General features: G+C 63.5%; 15 protein-coding genes and 1 other RNA gene. 14 read left to right on the top strand and 2 right to left on the bottom strand.

Annotated features, from left to right (window positions below; genetic code table 11):
• Positions 1-70: 70 nt before the first annotated feature.
• Together ACF8R4_RS00235 and ACF8R4_RS00230 are read right to left on the bottom strand one after the other, a co-directional pair.
• Positions 71-442, bottom strand: a complete 372-nt coding sequence (locus ACF8R4_RS00235; RefSeq protein WP_019098045.1) for a YraN family protein — start codon at positions 440-442, stop codon at positions 71-73.
• Entirely contained in the window at positions 442-2,259 is a 1,818-nt protein-coding gene (locus tag ACF8R4_RS00230) for a penicillin-binding protein activator (protein WP_060499791.1), read from the bottom strand. The genes ACF8R4_RS00235 and ACF8R4_RS00230 overlap by 1 nt, the downstream gene beginning before the upstream one ends.
• A 186-nt stretch (positions 2,260-2,445) precedes the next feature.
• Between ACF8R4_RS00230 and rsmI the strand changes: the two genes are divergently transcribed.
• The 14 genes from rsmI (at position 2,446) to ACF8R4_RS00160 (ending at position 17,466) form a co-directional block, all read left to right on the top strand.
• Complete coding sequence (rsmI, locus tag ACF8R4_RS00225) at positions 2,446-3,321, top strand: 16S rRNA (cytidine(1402)-2'-O)-methyltransferase (RefSeq protein ID WP_060499792.1); 876 nt, start codon at positions 2,446-2,448, stop codon at positions 3,319-3,321.
• 67 nt (positions 3,322-3,388) lie between these two features.
• An RNA gene (rnpB, locus tag ACF8R4_RS00220) (RNase P RNA component class A) lies at positions 3,389-3,764 on the top strand.
• Positions 3,765-4,072: 308 nt separating this feature from the next.
• Positions 4,073-4,528: a division/cell wall cluster transcriptional repressor MraZ gene (gene mraZ, locus ACF8R4_RS00215; protein WP_004575120.1), complete on the top strand. Its 456-nt coding sequence runs from the start codon at positions 4,073-4,075 to the stop codon at positions 4,526-4,528.
• Positions 4,525-5,472, top strand: a complete 948-nt coding sequence (rsmH, locus tag ACF8R4_RS00210) for a 16S rRNA (cytosine(1402)-N(4))-methyltransferase RsmH (RefSeq protein WP_019097348.1) — start codon at positions 4,525-4,527, stop codon at positions 5,470-5,472. The genes mraZ and rsmH overlap by 4 nt, the downstream gene beginning before the upstream one ends.
• Positions 5,469-5,762: a cell division protein FtsL gene (ftsL, locus tag ACF8R4_RS00205; protein ID WP_056801817.1), complete on the top strand. Its 294-nt coding sequence runs from the start codon at positions 5,469-5,471 to the stop codon at positions 5,760-5,762. The genes rsmH and ftsL overlap by 4 nt, the downstream gene beginning before the upstream one ends.
• Positions 5,762-7,510, top strand: a complete 1,749-nt coding sequence (locus ACF8R4_RS00200; protein ID WP_164525225.1) for a penicillin-binding protein 2 — start codon at positions 5,762-5,764, stop codon at positions 7,508-7,510. Before ftsL ends, ACF8R4_RS00200 begins: the two co-directional genes overlap by 1 nt.
• A complete protein-coding gene (locus tag ACF8R4_RS00195; RefSeq protein WP_177337114.1) occupies positions 7,507-8,997 on the top strand; it encodes a UDP-N-acetylmuramoyl-L-alanyl-D-glutamate--2,6-diaminopimelate ligase in 1,491 nt (496 codons plus the stop codon). The genes ACF8R4_RS00200 and ACF8R4_RS00195 overlap by 4 nt, the downstream gene beginning before the upstream one ends.
• A complete protein-coding gene (gene murF / locus ACF8R4_RS00190) occupies positions 8,990-10,357 on the top strand; it encodes a UDP-N-acetylmuramoyl-tripeptide--D-alanyl-D-alanine ligase (RefSeq protein ID WP_060499794.1) in 1,368 nt (455 codons plus the stop codon). The genes ACF8R4_RS00195 and murF overlap by 8 nt, the downstream gene beginning before the upstream one ends.
• Complete coding sequence (gene mraY, locus ACF8R4_RS00185; protein WP_016713560.1) at positions 10,357-11,439, top strand: phospho-N-acetylmuramoyl-pentapeptide-transferase; 1,083 nt, start codon at positions 10,357-10,359, stop codon at positions 11,437-11,439. Before murF ends, mraY begins: the two co-directional genes overlap by 1 nt.
• A 6-nt stretch (positions 11,440-11,445) precedes the next feature.
• The gene (murD, locus tag ACF8R4_RS00180; protein WP_028698611.1) at positions 11,446-12,792 is read left to right on the top strand and encodes a UDP-N-acetylmuramoyl-L-alanine--D-glutamate ligase; all 1,347 of its coding nucleotides are present in this window, start codon (positions 11,446-11,448) and stop codon (positions 12,790-12,792) included.
• Positions 12,789-14,003 carry a putative lipid II flippase FtsW gene (gene ftsW, locus ACF8R4_RS00175; protein ID WP_060499795.1) on the top strand — a complete coding sequence of 405 codons (1,215 nt, stop codon included), beginning with the start codon at positions 12,789-12,791 and terminating at the stop codon, positions 14,001-14,003. Before murD ends, ftsW begins: the two co-directional genes overlap by 4 nt.
• Positions 13,993-15,072, top strand: a complete 1,080-nt coding sequence (murG, locus tag ACF8R4_RS00170; protein WP_060499796.1) for an undecaprenyldiphospho-muramoylpentapeptide beta-N-acetylglucosaminyltransferase — start codon at positions 13,993-13,995, stop codon at positions 15,070-15,072. The genes ftsW and murG overlap by 11 nt, the downstream gene beginning before the upstream one ends.
• A complete protein-coding gene (murC, locus tag ACF8R4_RS00165; RefSeq protein WP_016713564.1) occupies positions 15,065-16,513 on the top strand; it encodes a UDP-N-acetylmuramate--L-alanine ligase in 1,449 nt (482 codons plus the stop codon). The genes murG and murC overlap by 8 nt, the downstream gene beginning before the upstream one ends.
• Positions 16,510-17,466, top strand: coding sequence for a D-alanine--D-alanine ligase (locus tag ACF8R4_RS00160; RefSeq protein WP_060499797.1), 957 nt, complete (start codon positions 16,510-16,512; stop codon positions 17,464-17,466). The genes murC and ACF8R4_RS00160 overlap by 4 nt, the downstream gene beginning before the upstream one ends.

Genomic DNA, 17,466 nt, shown 5'->3' with positions numbered 1-17,466 from the left:
GGGCGGTGGCCTTTGCTACGCGCAACAACGACCGGCCCGCGATACATAGAGCAAAAAAAACGAAGTGGGTTCAGCATTCGAAGGCGTTTTTCAGCCATTGAAGCGGTCTGCCTGCATGGTGGCTGCCCTGCAGGGCGACTACGTCGAAGCGGCAGGGGTGGTTGCCCCAATGGGGCTCCTTCTGCAGGAACAGGGTGGCGGCAAGCACCAGCCGTTTCTGCTTGCGCCCGTCGATACTGTCGAGGGCGCCTCCGAAGCCCGCGTGCAACCGGTAGCGGACTTCGACGAATACTACTGTATCGGCGTCAAGCATGACCAGATCAAGCTCACCGCCTTTGCATCGCCAGTTGCGCGCCAGCAGCTGCAGACCTTGCCCCTGAAGGTACTCAAGGGCCTGGTTTTCTGCCGCTTGCCCGGCGCGGGTTGGTGATGCTGCGGCCATCAACGCGCGGTGTCAGGCAGGCGCTTGATCTGGCCGCCAGCAAATTCTGCCCATGGCAACTGGCGCTCGACGCGTTGGTTGGCGTTGATGCTCAGGCTGCCCGAAAGGCCCATGACGCGGTTGTCTGGCAGTGCTTTCAGCTGGCCCAGGCGCGGCGCCAGGCTGTAGGCATCGACGCCCATGGCATACAGGCGGCCCAGGCTGCCAGCGGCTTGCGGCCACTGTTGCACGACTTGCTGGCGCAGGCTGTTGCTGGAGTCGAGCAACCACGGCGTTTCGCAGAAGCGAATGCCGTTCATGTCATTGTACTGGTTGACGTCGCCGCTGGCGCTGTACAGGTTCGAGGTCGCGTAGACAGGCACGTCACCGGCATACTGGAAGTTCAGGGTCGGCTTGATCTGCTGTGCCTGCTGTGGGGTCGAGGCGAGGAAGATGAAGTCGATGTCCTGACGGCGCGACGGTTGCGCTGCGATGTTACCGCCTACCGTGCTTTGCAGGCTCTTGGCGCGGCCTTCGCTCTGGCGCAGCTGGAACAGGTCGGCAATTTGCTGGGCCAGGGCGACGGGTTGGGCGATGCGCTCGGCGGCGAGCAGGGTGCCGCCATTACCCTCCCAGTCCTGGCGGAAGGCGGCCAGTACGCGGTCGCCCCATTCGCCGCTCGGCACCAGGGCGACGGCGCGAACCATGCCGTCTGCGCGTGCGCGGCGGGCAACTTCGCGGGCCTCGTCTTCGGCAGCCAGGCCGAACTGGAACAGCTGCGGCGGCGCCTTCTGACCGGCGTCGGCGTAGTTCAGCGCCAGGGTGGTAATGGGCAGCTGAGGTTTGGCGGCCAGTTGCTTCACCAGCGGTTTTTCCAGCGGACCGATGACCAGTTGCACGCCAGCGGCCTGGGCCTGGCGATAGAAATCATCGAGCGAACCGATACGCGAGCTGTCGAACACCTGCACTGCAGGCGCTGGCTGGCCGGCCTGCTGGGCCTGGAAGTGGGCGGCCATGAAGCCGTCACGCAACGCGCGGGCAACACCGGCCAGCGGGCCTTCCTGCGGTAGCAGCAGGGCAATTTTGGTCAGCGGCTGGCTGGCCAGTTCCTTGAGCTTGGTCAGTGCCTGCGGCAGTTGCAGGGCTGCCGGGTGGTCCGGGTGCTGTTTGACCCAGGCTTCGATAGCCGCTTGCTGCTGCTCCAGGGTGCCGGCGCTTTTCACGGCGAAGGCCAGGCTGGTCCAGCCGCTCAGCGTCTGGTCGTTGGCTGGCTGCTGCAGTTGCTCTGCCGGCAGCGAGGCGACCAGTGCCCAGATGGCATCGTTGTTGGCGCTGGCGGCCTGGCCGCTGAGCAGCGGGGCCAGCAGTACACGCTGTTGCGCAGCAGCCAGGGCCTGGCCGTCGGCTTCGAGGGCGGCGGCGTGTACGCTGTAGGTGCGTGCTTGCTGCTCTGCCGGAAGCTCGGCGACGCGCTGCAGGCTAGGGTGAGCCAGTGCAGTCAGGGCGGCCTTGGGTTGGTTGCGGCTCATGGCCAGTTCGGCAGCGAGGGTGCTGGCGAACACTTGCTGGGCCGGCTTGAGCGTGTCCAGCGGGACTTGCTCGAGAATGCGTGCGGCGCGTGGGAAGTCCTTCTGCTTGTAGGCCAGGTCGGCTGCGCTCAGGCGCAGCAGGGCGGCGTCTTGCGCAGACTTGCTGGAAGCAGCCTTTTCGAGCAGTTGCTCGATGCTGGCATCCGGGGTGCGTGGCAGTTCGCCCAGGCTGGATGAGGGCGAGCTGGCGCAGGCCGCCAGCAGGGCAGCGAGGCAGAGGGCTGTGAGCAGCCGCAGGCAAGCGATCATGTAAAGGTCCTGTTACTCGATCAAGTTGGCCGGCAATTGTACCCAAGCACTGGCCGGGGCGCGATGTCGCCGTATAGATCCTTCACTATAGGTGGCTTGCCGCCGGTCGCTGGTGAAGTTCTTTGCGCCCTGTTGCAGGCGCTCGGGCTACAATGGCGCCTTTGATCCGAATGACAGGTGTGCGCAGTGACTGATGTGGCAGGGGCTTCGAAATCCACGGTGGGGACGCTGTATGTGGTGGCAACCCCTATCGGCAACCTCGATGACATGAGCGCCCGGGCGTTGAAGGTGCTGGCGGACGTGGCGCTGATCGCCGCCGAGGACACCCGCCATTCGGTCCGGTTGCTGCAGCACTTTGGCATCGACACGCCGCTGGCTGCCTGTCATGAGCACAACGAGCGTGACGAAGGCGGGCGTTTCCTCACCAAGCTGCTGGCTGGCGAGAGCGTGGCATTGGTCTCTGATGCCGGCACGCCGCTGATTTCCGACCCGGGCTACCACTTGGTGCGCCAGGCGCGGGCCGCTGGGGTGAATGTGGTGCCGGTGCCAGGTGCCTGTGCGCTGATCGCTGCGCTGTCGGCGGCCGGCTTGCCGTCGGATCGCTTCATCTTCGAAGGTTTCCTGCCAGCCAAGCAGGCCGGGCGCCGGGCACGCCTGGAGCAGGTAAAGGAAGAGCCGCGCACGCTGATCTTCTATGAAGCCCCGCACCGAATCCTGGAGTGCCTTGAAGACATGGAGGCGGTTTTTGGTGGCGACCGCCCGGCCTTGCTAGCGCGCGAACTGACCAAGACGTTCGAGACCCTCAAGGGCCTGCCGCTGGCTGAATTGCGTGCCTTTGTGGCCGGCGACAGCAACCAGCAGCGCGGTGAGTGCGTGGTACTGGTGGGTGGCTGGAGTGCGCCGGAGGGCGAGCAGGCCATCAGTGCCGAGGCCCAGCGGGTGCTCGACCTGTTGTTAGCCGAGTTGCCGCTGAAGCGGGCGGCTGCACTTGCGGCTGAAATTACCGGGGTGCGCAAGAACCTGTTGTATCAACTTGCCCTTGAAAAGCAGAAAGCCGAATAGTGGCAAATTGATATAAATGCCGGTATTGCTTGTTCTCAAGCGCGCGTGCCGGTAACCTTGTCGGCGGAGAGTCGATCGGACAGTCGCTGCCTGTTTTTGTTCCGCAACTTTTTGTTGTGTGAGCAGCAGGGGGAGGAAAGTCCGGGCTCCATAGGGCAGAGTGCCAGGTAACGCCTGGGAGGCGTGAGCCTACGGAAAGTGCCACAGAAAATAACCGCCTAAGCACTTCGGTGCCGGTAAGGGTGAAAAGGTGCGGTAAGAGCGCACCGCACGGCTGGCAACAGTGCGTGGCTAGGTAAACCCCACTCGGAGCAAGACCAAATAGGGTTCCATCAGGCGTGGCCCGCGTCGGAACCGGGTAGGTTGCTAGAGGCGTCCAGTGATGGCCGTCGTAGAGGAATGACTGTCCTCGACAAAACCCGGCTTACAGATCGACTCTCCACCTTTCCTTCTCTGCTTCATTCGATAGCAGATCCTCTCTGGTAATACCGAAAAAATCTTACTCTTGATAAATCACTTTAACTTCGAACTCCATTCGCTTGCGTGGGTTTGATTTTTCTCGTCTTTTTTTCTACTTGGTAGTGCTTCCACCTTCTCTTAACGCGCTAAATCTCGGTCCTGTAAGGCTTTTCCTTATGAACGTGCCTTGACGGTGCTGCGGGCGGATTCCTATAGTGTGCGCAAGTGGCAGAAAGTGGGATGAAGTGGGTTTTCTGGCACAAAAAAGCTAACATTGTGGGGAATCGCAGCCGTGTTCCGCGGAGCCAACGCCGTCAGCCTCGATGCCAAGGGCCGTCTCGCCATGCCGAGCCGGTACCGTGACGAGCTCGATTCGCGTTGCAATGGTCAGCTGATCGTGACCATCGACGCCGTGGACCCCTGCTTGTGTGTTTATCCCCTCGATGAGTGGGAACAGATAGAAGCCAAGTTGCGTGCCTTGCCATCGTTGCGTGAGGAAAACCGTCGCCTGCAGCGTTTGCTGATCGGCAATGCGGTTGACCTGGAGCTCGATGGCAGTGGGCGTTTCCTGGTACCGCCCCGCCTGCGTGAGTACGCCAAGCTCGACAAGAAGGCGATGCTGGTGGGGCAGCTGAACAAATTCCAGCTGTGGGATGAAGATGCCTGGAACGCGGTTTCGGCAGCCGACCTTGCAGCTATTCAACAACCGGGCGCCATGCCCGACGAATTGCGTGACCTGATCCTGTGACCATAGATAGCGGCTTCAACCACATTACCGTCCTGCTCGACGAAGCTGTCGAGGCATTGGCCCTGCGCGCCGACGGTTGCTATCTGGACGGCACCTTTGGCCGTGGCGGACACAGCCGGCTGATTCTCAGCAAGCTCGGGCCGCAAGGGCGGCTGCTGGGCTTCGATAAAGATCCACAGGCGATTGCCACAGGGCAAGCGCTGGCGGCCGAAGACGGCCGCTTTGTCATTGTGCAGCGCAGCTTTGCCGAGCTGGGCGCGGAAGTGGCCGAGCGCGGCCTGCACGGCAAGGTCAGCGGCGTGTTGCTGGACCTTGGCGTGTCGTCGCCGCAGCTGGATGACCCTGAGCGTGGTTTCAGCTTCCTCAATGACGGCCCGCTGGACATGCGCATGAACCCGGCCCAGGGCATCAGTGCCGCCGAGTTCATCGCCACCGCGCCGGTGGAAGAAATTGCCCGCGTCTTCAAGGAATACGGTGAAGAGCGCTTCGCCGGCCGCATGGCGCGTGCCGTGGTCGAGCGCCGTGAAAAGGAGCCTTTCACCCGCACCGCCGACCTGGCGGAAGTACTCAAGGTGGCCAACCCAGCCTGGGAAAAAGGCAAGAACCCGGCTACCCGTGCCTTCCAGGGCCTTCGCATTCACGTCAACAACGAATTGGGTGACCTGGAAGCCGGCCTCGAGGCCGCGCTCGATGCCCTCGAAGTCGGTGGCCGCCTGGCGGTGATCAGCTTCCACTCGCTGGAAGACCGTATCGTCAAGCTGTTCATGCGCAAGCTGGTCAAGGGCGAGGCCGACAACCTGCCGCGCAACCTGCCGGTACAGCACAAGGCCTTCGAGCCGAAAATCAAGCTCATCGGCAAGGCCCAGTTCGCCTCCGAAGCCGAGCTCAAGGCCAACCCACGGTCGCGTAGCGCCGTGATGCGCGTGGCGGAGAAGCTGCGGTGAGCAGGCTGTTTGCCAAACCCTTGCCAGGCGGAAGCTTCCTGATGCTTCTGCTGTTCGTTGCCGTGCTGGTTTCGGCTATCGCCGTGTCCTACAGCGCGCACTGGAACCGTCAGTTGCTCAACACCTTGTACGGTGAGCTGAACGAGCGTGACAAGGCCCAGGCCGAGTGGGGGCGCCTGATTCTTGAACAGAGCACCTGGACTGCTGCCAGCCGTATCGAGAGTCTGGCTTCCGAGCAATTGAAGATGCGCGTACCTTCGGCTGACGAAGTGCGGATGGTGGCGCCATGATGAAGCTCGAAGGCGCACTCTACCCGTGGCGCTTCCGCGTGGTGATCGGCTTGCTGGCCATCATGGTCGGTGCCATTTGCTGGCGCATCATCGATTTGCAGGTCGTTGACCGTGACTTCCTCAAGGGGCAGGGCGACGCGCGCAGCCTGCGTCATATCCCTATTCCGGCGCACCGTGGCCTGATTACCGACCGCAACGGTGAACCGCTGGCCGTGAGCACCCCGGTTACCACCCTGTGGGCAAACCCCAAGGAAATGCAGGCGTCCAAAGAGCGCTGGCCGCAGTTGGCCGCAGCGCTGGGGCAAAACCCGCAGCAGCTGACCGAGCGCCTGACCCAGCAAGCCAACAAGGAATTCATCTACCTGGTCCGCGGCCTGACCCCGGAGCAGGGCCAGCATGTGCTCGACCTGAAAGTGCCTGGTGTGTACGGCCTGGAAGAATTCCGTCGCTTCTATCCGGCGGGTGATGTCACCGCGCACATGGTCGGCTTCACTGACCTCGACGACCATGGTCGCGAAGGTGTCGAACTGGCCTATGACGAATGGCTGGCCGGCGTGCCGGGCAAGCGGCAGGTGATCAAGGACCGGCGCGGCAGGCTGATCAAAGACATCCAGGTAACCAAGAACGCCAAGGCCGGAAAGACCTTGGCGTTGTCGATAGACCTGCGCCTGCAGTACCTGGCCACCCGCGAACTGCGCAATGCCATTGCCGAACAGGACGCCAAGGCCGGCAGCCTGGTGATCATGGACGTCAAGACCGGTGAGGTCCTGGCCATGGTCAACCAGCCGACCTACAACCCCAACAACCGCCGCAGCATGTTCCCGGCGGCCATGCGTAACCGGGCGATCATCGACGTGTTCGAGCCAGGCTCCACGGTCAAGCCGATCTCCATGAGTGCGGCCCTGCAGAGCGGGCGCTGGAAGCCGACCGACAAGGTCGAGGTGTACCCGGGCAGCCTGCAGATCGGCCGCTACACCATCAAGGACGTATCGCGCAGTGAAGGCCCGATCCTCGACCTGACCGGGATCCTGATCAACTCCAGTAACGTCGGCATGAGCAAGATCGCCTTCGACATTGGCGGTGAGGCTATCTACCGCGTCATGTCCCAGGTCGGCCTGGGCCAGTACACCGGTCTGGGTTTCCCGGGTGAGCGCGTCGGTAACCTGCCTAATCACCGCGAGTGGCGCAAGGCTGAGACCGCAACCTTGTCCTATGGCTATGGCGTGTCGGTGACCGCCCTGCAACTGGTGCATGCCTACGCGGCGCTGGCCAACGACGGCAAGATGGTGCCGCTGTCGATCCTCAAGGTCGACAAGGCGCCGGACGCTGTGCAGGCCATTCCAAAGGAAACCGCCGAAACCGTTCAGGGCATGCTGCAGCAGGTGATCGAAGCGCCGCGTGGTGTGTTCCGCGCCCAGGTGCCGTTCTATCACGTGGCCGGCAAGTCCGGTACCGCGCGTAAGGCCACCGTGGGTTCCAAGGGCTACACCGAAAACGCCTACCGCTCGCTGTTCGCCGGCTTCGGTCCGATGAGCGACCCGCGCTATGCCATCGTCGTGGTCATCGACGAGCCGGGCAAAGGCGGCTACTTCGGTGGCCTGGTTTCTGCGCCGGTATTCAGCAAGGTCATGTCCGGCACCTTGCGTCTGATGAACGTGCCGCCAGATAACCTGCCGCCACCCGCGCCAGCGGCACCCGCCGTGCAATCGCAAGTCAACGCAGCAGCCGCCAAGGGAGGGCGTGGATGATGACAATGCCATTGAGCAAACTTTTCGCCCACGCCAGTCGTGACCCGCTGATTCGTGAGCTGACCCTGGACAGCCGCAATGTGCGCCCGGGTGACCTGTTCCTGGCCGTGCCGGGCGCCAAGGTCGATGGTCGCGAGCATATTGCCGATGCGCTGGCCCGTGGCGCCGCTGCAGTGGCCTACGAAGAGCAGGGCGCCAACGTGCTGCCGCTGACCGATGTGCCGCTGATTCCGGTCAAAGGCCTGATCGCTCAGCTGTCGGATATTGCCGGGCGTTTCTATGGCGAGCCCAGCCGTCAGTTGAACCTGGTGGGGGTGACCGGCACCAACGGAAAGACCAGCGTTACCCAGTTGGTGGCCCAGGCGCTCGACCTGCTCGGCCAGCGCTGCGGCCTGATTGGCACCCTAGGGACCGGCTTCTACGGTGAGCTGCAGAGCGGTCGCCTGACCACGCCCGACCCGATCGCGGTGCAGTCGACCCTCAACGACCTCAAGAAAGGTGGCGCCAAGGCTGTGGCCATGGAGGTTTCCTCCCATGCGCTGGAGCAAGGCCGGGTTGCCGCACTGGAATTCGACATCGCGGTGATGACCAATCTCTCCCGCGACCACCTCGACTATCACGGCAGCATGGAGGCCTATGAGGCCGCCAAGGCCAAGCTGTTCGCCTGGCCGAGCCTGCGTTGCCAGGTGGTCAACCTGGATGACGCCTTTGGGCGTCGCCTGGCCGATGACTTTGCCCGGCGCCCGAGTGTCGATCACATCGAGACCCGGCTGCTTAGCTACAGCCTGGAAAACCCGGACGCTTCGCTGTTCTGCCGCGAAGCCGTATTCAATGACGATGGTGTGCGTGCCACCCTGGTCACCGCCCAGGGTGAGCGCGCTCTGCGCAGCCAGCTGTTGGGCCGCTTCAACCTGAGCAACATGCTGGCTGCCGTGGCGACCCTGCTGGCGCTGGACTATTCGTTGGACGAAATTCTCAAGGTCACCCCGCACCTGCAAGGGCCGGTAGGCCGCATGCAGCGCCTGGGTGGCGGCGACAAGCCGCTGGTGGTGGTCGACTACGCGCACACCCCGGACGCCCTCGAGAAAGTGCTTGAAGCCCTGCGCCCGCACGCCCACGGCAAGCTGCTGTGCCTGTTTGGCTGCGGTGGAGACCGCGACCGTGGCAAGCGCCCACTGATGGCCGAAGTGGCCGAGCGCTTGGCCGACCGCGTGCTGGTCACCGACGACAACCCGCGCACTGAAGACCCGCTGCGCATTTTCGACGACATCCGCCCCGGCTTCGCCAAGCCTGCCGAGGTCGAGTTCGTCGCCGGCCGTGGTGAAGCCATCGCGCACCTGATTGCCACCGCTGCTGCCAGCGACGTGATCGTGCTGGCCGGCAAGGGGCACGAGGATTACCAGGAGATCAATGGCCAGCGCCATGACTTCTCCGACCTGACTGAAGCCGAGAAGGCACTTGCAGCCTGGGAGGCTCCACATGCTTAAGCCGCTGTCACTCAGCCAGCTGACCACAGCACTGAGTGGTCAACAAATCGGTGGCGAGGCCACCTTCACCGGTGTCAGCATCGACAGCCGCAGCGTCAGCGCCGGGCAGCTGTTCGTCGCCTTGGCCGGTCCGCGTTTCGATGGTCACGACTACCTGGCCGATGTGAAGGCCAAAGGCGCAGTCGCTGCCCTGGTCGAGCGTGAAGTGGCCGGTGTCGACCTGCCGCAATTGCTGGTCAAGGATTGCCGGGTAGCGCTCGGCCAGCTCGGCGCCTTGAACCGCGCCGCCTTCGACAAGCCTGTTGTTGCCATTACCGGTTCCAGCGGCAAGACCACCGTCAAGGAAATGCTTGCCGGCATCCTGCGTACCCGTGGCTTGGTGCATGCCACCCGTGGCAACCTGAACAACGACCTGGGCGCGCCGCTGACCCTGCTGGAGATCGCCCCCGAGCACAGCGCGGCGGTGATCGAACTGGGCGCTTCGCGCATTGGTGAAATCCGCTACACCGTCGGCCTAACGAAGCCTCAGGTGGTCATCATCAACAACGCCGGTACCGCCCACGTTGGCGAGTTCGGCGGGCCGGAAAAGATCGTTGAAGCCAAGGGCGAGATTCTCGAAGGCCTGGGCGAGGGCGGCACTGCCATCCTCAACCTGGCTGACAAGGCGTTCGACATCTGGCGCAAGCGTGCCGGCGACCACCGCATTTTCACCTTTGCACTGGATAACCCGCAGGCAGACTTCCACGCCAGTCATATTGGCCGTGATGCCCGGGGCTGCCCGTCGTTCACCCTGCATGGGCCTGATGGCAGCGTGCCGGTACAGCTGAACCTGCTGGGTACCCACAACGTCAGCAACGCCTTGGCCGCTGCGGCTGCCGCCCATGCCGTTGGTCTGAGCCTTAGCGGCATCGCCGCCGGCCTGGCTGCGGTACAACCGGTCAAGGGCCGCACCGTGGCGCAGATCGCGCCGAACGGTGTGCGGGTAATCGACGACAGTTACAACGCAAATCCCACCTCCATGTGCGCGGCCATTGATATACTCGCCGGCTTTTCCGGGCGCACCGTCCTGGTGCTTGGAGATATCGGCGAACTGGGGCAATGGGCGGAAGAAGGCCACCGTCAGGTGGGTGACTACGCGCGTGGCAAGGTCGATGCCCTGTACGCAGTGGGTTCCAACATGACATATGCGGTCAAGGCGTTCGGCGCCAATGGCCGTCATTTCGCTACTCAAGCTGAGCTGATCGACGCCGTTAGCGCCGAAAGTGCCAGCGACACCACTATCTTGATCAAGGGCTCGCGCAGCGCTGCGATGGAAAACGTCGTGGCGGCATTGTGCGGTGCCAGCGGGGAGAAACATTAATGCTGCTGCTGTTGGCCGAGTATCTGCAACAGTTCCACAAAGGCTTCGCGGTCTTCCAGTACCTGTCCCTGCGCGGGATTCTTGGTGTGCTGACCGCGTTGTCCCTGGCGCTGTGGCTGGGGCCGTGGATGATCCGTACCCTGCAAATTCGTCAGATCGGCCAGGCCGTGCGTAATGACGGCCCGCAATCGCACCTGTCCAAGTCCGGCACCCCGACCATGGGTGGCGCATTGATCCTGTCGGCCATCGCGATCAGCACGCTGCTGTGGGCTGATCTGTCCAACCGCTACGTGTGGGTGGTGCTGATCGTAACGCTCGCATTCGGTGCCATCGGATGGGTCGATGACTACCGCAAGGTGATCGAAAAGAACTCGCGTGGCCTGCCAAGCCGCTGGAAGTACTTCTGGCAGTCGGTGTTCGGCCTGGCTGCGGCCGTGTTCCTGTACAAGACCGCGCCGACCAGCGTCGAGACCACGTTGATCCTGCCGTTCATCAAGGACGTCACCATCCCGCTGGGCATCGGCTTCGTGGTGCTGACCTACTTCGTCATCGTCGGCTCCAGCAACGCGGTCAACCTCACCGACGGCCTCGACGGCCTGGCAATCATGCCGACGGTGATGGTCGGCGGCGCCCTGGGCATCTTCTGCTACCTGTCGGGTAACGTGAAGTTCGCCGAATACCTGCTGATCCCTTACGTTCCGGGCTCGGGCGAACTCATCGTGTTCTGTGGCGCGCTGATCGGTGCCGGCCTGGGCTTCCTGTGGTTCAACACCTACCCGGCACAAGTCTTCATGGGTGATGTCGGTGCGCTGGCGCTGGGCGCGGCGCTGGGCACCATCGCGGTGATCGTTCGCCAGGAAATCGTCCTGTTCATCATGGGCGGCATCTTCGTCATGGAAACCTTGTCGGTGGTGATCCAGGTCGCCTCCTTCAAGCTGACCGGCAAGCGCGTGTTCCGCATGGCGCCGATCCACCACCACTTTGAACTCAAGGGCTGGCCAGAACCACGGGTGATCGTCCGCTTCTGGATCATCACCGTGATTCTGGTGCTGATTGGCCTTGCAACCCTGAAACTGAGGTAGATGAGCGTGTCTTTGATCGCTTCCGACCAATTCCGCATCGTTGTCGGCCTCGGCAAGAGCGGCATGTCCCTGGTTCGCTTCCTGGCGAACCGGGGCATTGCCTTTGCGGTCGCCGACACCCGCGAGCAACCGCCGGAACTGGACACCCTGCGCCGTGATTACCCGCAGGTGGAAGTGCGCTGTGGTGAACTGGATGTGGACTTCCTGTGCCGCGCCAACGAACTGTACGTAAGCCCTGGCCTGGCCCTGGCCACGCCAGCCCTGCAGCAGGCTGCTGCGCGTGGTGTGAAACTGTCCGGTGACATCGAACTGTTCGCCCGCAACGCCAAAGCGCCGATCATTGCCATCAGCGGCTCCAACGCCAAGAGCACTGTCACTACTCTGGTCGGCGAAATGGCCGCCAAGGCGGGCAAGCGTGTAGCGGTGGGTGGCAACCTCGGTACCCCGGCGCTGGACCTGCTGGCCGATGACGTCGAGCTGTACGTGCTGGAGCTGTCCAGCTTCCAGCTGGAAACCACCGACCAGCTCAATGCTGAAGTGGCCACCGTACTGAACATCAGCGAAGACCATATGGACCGCTACAGCGGCCTGCCGGCCTACCACCTGGCCAAGCACCGGATTTTCCGTGGCGCGAAGCAGGTCGTGGTCAACCGTCAGGACGCCCTGAGCCGGCCGCTGCCGGTGGAAGGCCGCCCGTGCTGGACCTTCGGCCTCAACCAGCCGGACTTCAAGGCCTTCGGCCTGCGCGAAGTGGATGGCGAGAAATACCTGGCATTCGAGTTCCAGGCGCTGATGCCAGCGCGTGAACTGAAGATTCGCGGTGCGCACAACCAGAGCAATGCCTTGGCGGCGTTGGCCCTGGGGCATGCCGCAGGCCTGCCGTTCGAGCCCATGCTCGAAGCCCTGCGCGAGTTCGGTGGCCTGGCCCATCGCTGCCAGTGGGTGCGTGAGCGCAATGGCGTGAACTGGTACGACGATTCCAAGGCCACCAACGTCGGTGCAGCTTTGGCCGCCATCGAAGGCCTGGGTGCCGATATCGAAGGCAAATTGGTATTGATCGCCGGTGGCGACGGCAAAGGTGCCGAGTTCACGGCCTTGCGTGAGCCGGTCAAGCGCTTCTGCCGGGCCGTGGTACTGCTTGGCCGTGATGCCGAGCGCCTGGCCGAGGCCCTGGGTGATGACGTGCCACTGGTACGGGTCAAGACCCTTGATGACGCCGTGCAACAGTGTGCCGAACTGGCTCAGGCCGGCGATGCCGTGCTGCTGTCGCCCGCATGTGCCAGCCTCGACATGTTCAAGAACTTCGAAGAGCGCGGGCGCCTGTTCGCCCAGGCAGCGGGAGGCCTTGCATGATCTTCGGCATCTTCAAGCCCTACCCGTCGCCGCTGATCAGCGGCCGTGGCATCGACCTGGACTTCCCGATGCTCGCCGGCTGCCTGGCCTTGCTGGGCCTGGGCCTGGTGATGATCACCTCGGCGTCGTCGGAAGTGGCTGCGGTGCAGTCGGGCAACCCGCTTTATCACATGTTCCGCCACCTGGTGTACGTGTTCCTGGGCCTGGTGGCCTGTGGCGCCACCATGCTGGTGCCGATCGCCACCTGGCAGCGCATGGGCTTCATGATGCTGCTGGGCGCCTTCGGCCTGCTGGTGCTGGTGCTGGTGCCGGGTATCGGCCGTGAGGTGAACGGTTCGATGCGCTGGATCGGTTTCAGCTTCTTCAACGTGCAGCCTTCGGAAATCGCCAAGGTATTCGTGGTCGTTTACCTGGCCGGTTACCTGGTACGTCGGCAAACCGAGGTACGCGAGACCTGGATGGGCTTTTTCAAACCGTTCATCGTGCTGCTGCCCATGGCTGCCCTGTTGCTGATGGAGCCGGACTTCGGCGCCACCGTGGTAATGATGGGTGCCGCGGCGGCCATGCTGTTCCTGGGCGGGGTGGGGCTGTTCCGCTTCAGTCTGATGGTGGTGTTGGCGGTGCTGGCGGTGTTCGTACTGGTACAGGCGCAGCCGTACCGGATGGCGCGACTTATTACCTTTACCGACCCGTGGTCCGACCAGTTCGGCTCGGGCTACCAGTTGACCCAGGCACTGATCGCCTTCGGCCGTGGCGAGTGGCTGGGCGTTGGCCTGGGCAACAGCGTGCAGAAGCAGTTCTACCTGCCCGAGGCGCACACCGACTTCGTGTTCTCGGTATTGGCCGAAGAACTGGGCGTCGTCGGTTCGCTGGTGACCATCGCATTGTTCGTGTTCGTCACCGTGCGTGCCCTGTACATCGGCCTGTGGGCCGAAAAAGCCAAGCAGTTCTTTGCAGCGTATGTGGCCTTTGGCCTGGCCTTCCTGTGGATTGGCCAGTTCCTGATCAACATCGGCGTAAACGTCGGCCTGCTGCCGACCAAAGGCCTGACCCTGCCGTTCCTCAGTTACGGAGGTAGCTCGCTGGTGATCTGCTGCGCCTGCGTGGGTTTGTTGCTGCGCATCGAGTGGGAAAGCCGTACGCACCTGGGCAGCGAGGAACACGAATTCAGCGAAAGCGATTTTGCCGAGGAGACCAGTCATGGCCGCTGACGGCAAGAACGTATTGATCATGGCTGGCGGCACCGGGGGCCACGTGTTCCCGGCCCTGGCCTGCGCGCGGGAGTTCCAGGCGCGCGGTTACAGCGTGCACTGGCTGGGCACCCCGCGTGGCATTGAGAACGAGCTGGTGCCACAGGCTGGCTTGCCACTGCACCTGATTCAGGTCAGCGGCCTGCGCGGCAAAAGCAAACTGTCGCTGCTCAAGGCGCCGTTCACTCTGGTCAAGGCCGTGCTGCAGGCTCGGCGCATCATTCGCCAGCTCAAGCCGGTGTGCGTGCTGGGCTTTGGTGGCTACGTGACCGGCCCCGGCGGTGTGGCCGCGCGGTTGTGTGGCGTGCCGCTGGTGATCCACGAACAGAACGCGCGTGCAGGTACCGCCAATCGGCTGCTGGTGCCGCTCTCGGCGCGGGTCTGCGAAGCTTTCCCGAACACCTTCGAGGCCAGCGACAAGCGTCGTACCACCGGCAACCCGGTGCGCCCGGAGCTGTTCATGGAAGCGCAACGCGCCCCCCTGGCCGAGCGCCGTGCACGCCTGCTGGTGCTCGGTGGCAGTCTGGGTGCGGAACCATTGAACAAATTGTTGCCTAAGGCCCTGTCCGAAGTGCCCGCCACCCTGCGGCCAGAGGTGTTCCACCAGGCCGGCAAGCAACACGCGCCGATTACCGCCGAGCGTTATCACGAGGCGGGCGTCGAGGCTCAGGTAGAGCCCTTTATCAAGGACATGGCCCAAGCCTATGGCTGGGCCGACATGGTGGTGTGCCGGGCCGGTGCCCTGACCGTCAGCGAGCTGGCGGCAGCAGGCCTGCCCTCGATGCTGGTGCCTTTGCCCCACGCCATCGACGATCACCAGACCCACAACGCCCAATATCTGGCCCGAGAAGGCGCTGCCTTCCTGATGCCACAAGCGACAACTGGCGCAGCGCAGCTCGCTGAACGCCTGAACGAGGTGCTGATGCAACCCGAAAAACTCAACGTCATGGCAGGCACCGCACGGCGCCTGGCCAAACCTGCCGCAACCAGCACCGTGGTCGATATCTGCCTGGAGGTGGCCCATGGTTGAGAGCCAGAAAGCCATGCCCCAACCGAAGATGGGCCGTATCCGCCGTATCCACTTCGTCGGTATCGGCGGCGTGGGCATGTGCGGCATTGCCGAAGTGTTGCTGAACCTGGGCTATGAAGTGTCCGGTTCCGACCTGAAAGCCTCGCCGGTGACCGAGCGCCTGGAATCGTTCGGTGCCGAGATCTTCGTCGGCCACCGCGCCGAGAACGCCGCCACCGCCGATGTGCTGGTGGTGTCCAGCGCCATCAACCCGGCCAACCCGGAAGTGGCCACCGCCCTGGAGCGCCGCATTCCGGTAGTGCCGCGCGCCGAGATGCTTGCCGAGCTGATGCGCTACCGCCATGGCGTGGCCGTGGCCGGTACCCACGGCAAGACCACCACCACCAGCCTGCTGGCCTCGGTGTTCGCCGCCGGCGGCCTGGACCCGACCTTCGTCATCGGTGGCCGCCTGACCGCTGCCGGCACCAATGCCCAGCTGGGTACCAGCCGCTACCTGATCGCCGAAGCGGATGAAAGCGATGCCAGCTTCCTGCACCTGCAGCCGATGGTAGCCGTGGTCACTAACATCGACGCCGACCACATGGCGACCTATGAAGGTGACTTCAACAAGCTGAAGAAAACCTTCGTCGAGTTCCTGCACAACCTGCCGTTCTACGGCTTGGCCGTGATGTGCCTGGACGACCCGGTGGTGCGCGAGATCCTGCCGCAGGTGAAGCGCCCGACCGTAACCTATGGCTTCAGCGAAGAGGCCGACATCCGCGCCATCAACGTGCGCCAGCAGGGCATGCAAACGCACTTCACCGTGCTGCGTCGCGACCGCGAGCCGCTTGAGGTGTCGGTGAACATGCCCGGCAACCACAACGTGCTCAACGCCCTGGCCACCATTGCCATCGCCACTGACGAAGGCATCACCGACGAGGCCATCATCCAAGGCTTGTCTGGCTTCCAGGGTGTCGGTCGACGTTTCCAGGTGTATGGCGAACTGCCGGTCGAAGGCGGCAGCGTGATGCTGGTCGACGACTACGGCCACCACCCGACCGAAGTGGCGGCGGTGATCAAGGCCGTGCGGGGGGGGTGGCCAAGCCGCCGCCTGGTGATCGTCTACCAGCCGCACCGCTACAGCCGCACCCGCGACCTGTACGACGATTTCGTCCAGGTGCTGGGCGATGCCAACGTGTTGCTGCTGATGGAGGTCTACCCGGCCGGCGAAGAGCCGATTCCCGGTGCCGACAGCCGCCAGCTTTGCCACAGCATCCGCCAGCGCGGCAAGCTGGACCCGATCTACATCGAACGTGGCGCCGAGCTGGCACCGCTGGTGAAACCGCTGCTGCGCGCAGGTGACATCCTGATCTGCCAGGGTGCCGGTGATGTCGGCGGCCTCGCCCCGCAACTGATGAAAAGCCCGCTGTTCGCTGGCGCCAAGCAGGAGAAGTCGAAATGACCAGCGCCTACGAAAAGCTGCACTCAACCCTGGACGTCAAGGCGTTCGGCCGTGTCGCCGTGCTGTACGGTGGCAAAAGCGCCGAGCGTGAAGTGTCGCTGAAGTCCGGCGCTGCGGTGATCGATGCCCTGACCACTGCCGGTGTCGACGTGGTCGCCATCGATGTGGGCGACGACCTGCTCGACCGCCTGCAAAGTGAGAAGATCGACCGCGCCTTCATCATCCTCCACGGCCGTGGCGGTGAAGACGGCAGCATGCAAGGCCTGCTGGAGTGCCTGGGCATCCCCTACACCGGCAGTGGCATCCTTGCCTCGGCGTTGGCCATGGACAAGCTGCGCACCAAACAGGTGTGGCAGAGCCTGGGTATTCCCACCCCGCGCCACGCGGTATTGGCGAGCGAAAGCGATTGTTTGCAGGCCAGTACGGAACTGGGCTTCCCGCTTATCGTCAAACCCGCCCATGAAGGCTCTAGCATCGGCATGGCCAAGGTGAACAGCGCCCAGGAACTGGTCGCTGCCTGGCAGGACGCCGCCAAATACGATTCCCAGGTACTGGTGGAACAGTGGATCCACGGCCCGGAGTTCACCATCGCGGTCTTGCGCGGTCAGGTGCTGCCGCCGATCGCACTGGGGACGCCGCATGTGTTCTACGACTACGACGCCAAGTACATCGCCAACGATACCCAGTACCGCATCCCGTGCGGCCTGGACAGTGACAAGGAACAGGAACTGATCGACCTGACCGCACGCGCCTGCGATGCCATCGGCATCGAAGGCTGGGGGCGTCTGGACGTGATGCAGGACGAGCAGGGCCGGTTCTGGCTGCTCGAAGTCAACACCGCACCCGGCATGACTGATCATAGCCTGGTGCCCATGGCGGCCCGCGCGGCTGGCCTGGACTTCCAGCAACTGGTGCTGGCAATCCTGGCTGAAAGCGTGGCGACGCGAGGTTAA

It is taken from the genome of Pseudomonas sp. FYR_2, from assembly GCF_043106425.1.
In the GTDB taxonomy this organism is placed as follows: domain Bacteria; phylum Pseudomonadota; class Gammaproteobacteria; order Pseudomonadales; family Pseudomonadaceae; genus Aquipseudomonas; species Aquipseudomonas monteilii.
Note: the sequence above shows the minus strand (reverse complement) of the source record. Positions and strands in the feature narration are given on the sequence as shown.

Coding starts and splice junctions, on each gene's coding strand:
- ACF8R4_RS00235 (WP_019098045.1), bottom strand. CDS start 442: ATGGCCGCAGCATCACCAACCCGCGCCGGGCAAGCGGCAGAAAACCAG.
- ACF8R4_RS00230 (WP_060499791.1), bottom strand. CDS start 2,259: ATGATCGCTTGCCTGCGGCTGCTCACAGCCCTCTGCCTCGCTGCCCTG.
- ACF8R4_RS00200 (WP_164525225.1), top strand. CDS start 5,762: ATGAAGCTCGAAGGCGCACTCTACCCGTGGCGCTTCCGCGTGGTGATC.
- ACF8R4_RS00195 (WP_177337114.1), top strand. CDS start 7,507: ATGATGACAATGCCATTGAGCAAACTTTTCGCCCACGCCAGTCGTGAC.
- murF (WP_060499794.1), top strand. CDS start 8,990: ATGCTTAAGCCGCTGTCACTCAGCCAGCTGACCACAGCACTGAGTGGT.
- mraY (WP_016713560.1), top strand. CDS start 10,357: ATGCTGCTGCTGTTGGCCGAGTATCTGCAACAGTTCCACAAAGGCTTC.
- ftsW (WP_060499795.1), top strand. CDS start 12,789: ATGATCTTCGGCATCTTCAAGCCCTACCCGTCGCCGCTGATCAGCGGC.
- murG (WP_060499796.1), top strand. CDS start 13,993: ATGGCCGCTGACGGCAAGAACGTATTGATCATGGCTGGCGGCACCGGG.
- murC (WP_016713564.1), top strand. CDS start 15,065: ATGGTTGAGAGCCAGAAAGCCATGCCCCAACCGAAGATGGGCCGTATC.
- ACF8R4_RS00160 (WP_060499797.1), top strand. CDS start 16,510: ATGACCAGCGCCTACGAAAAGCTGCACTCAACCCTGGACGTCAAGGCG.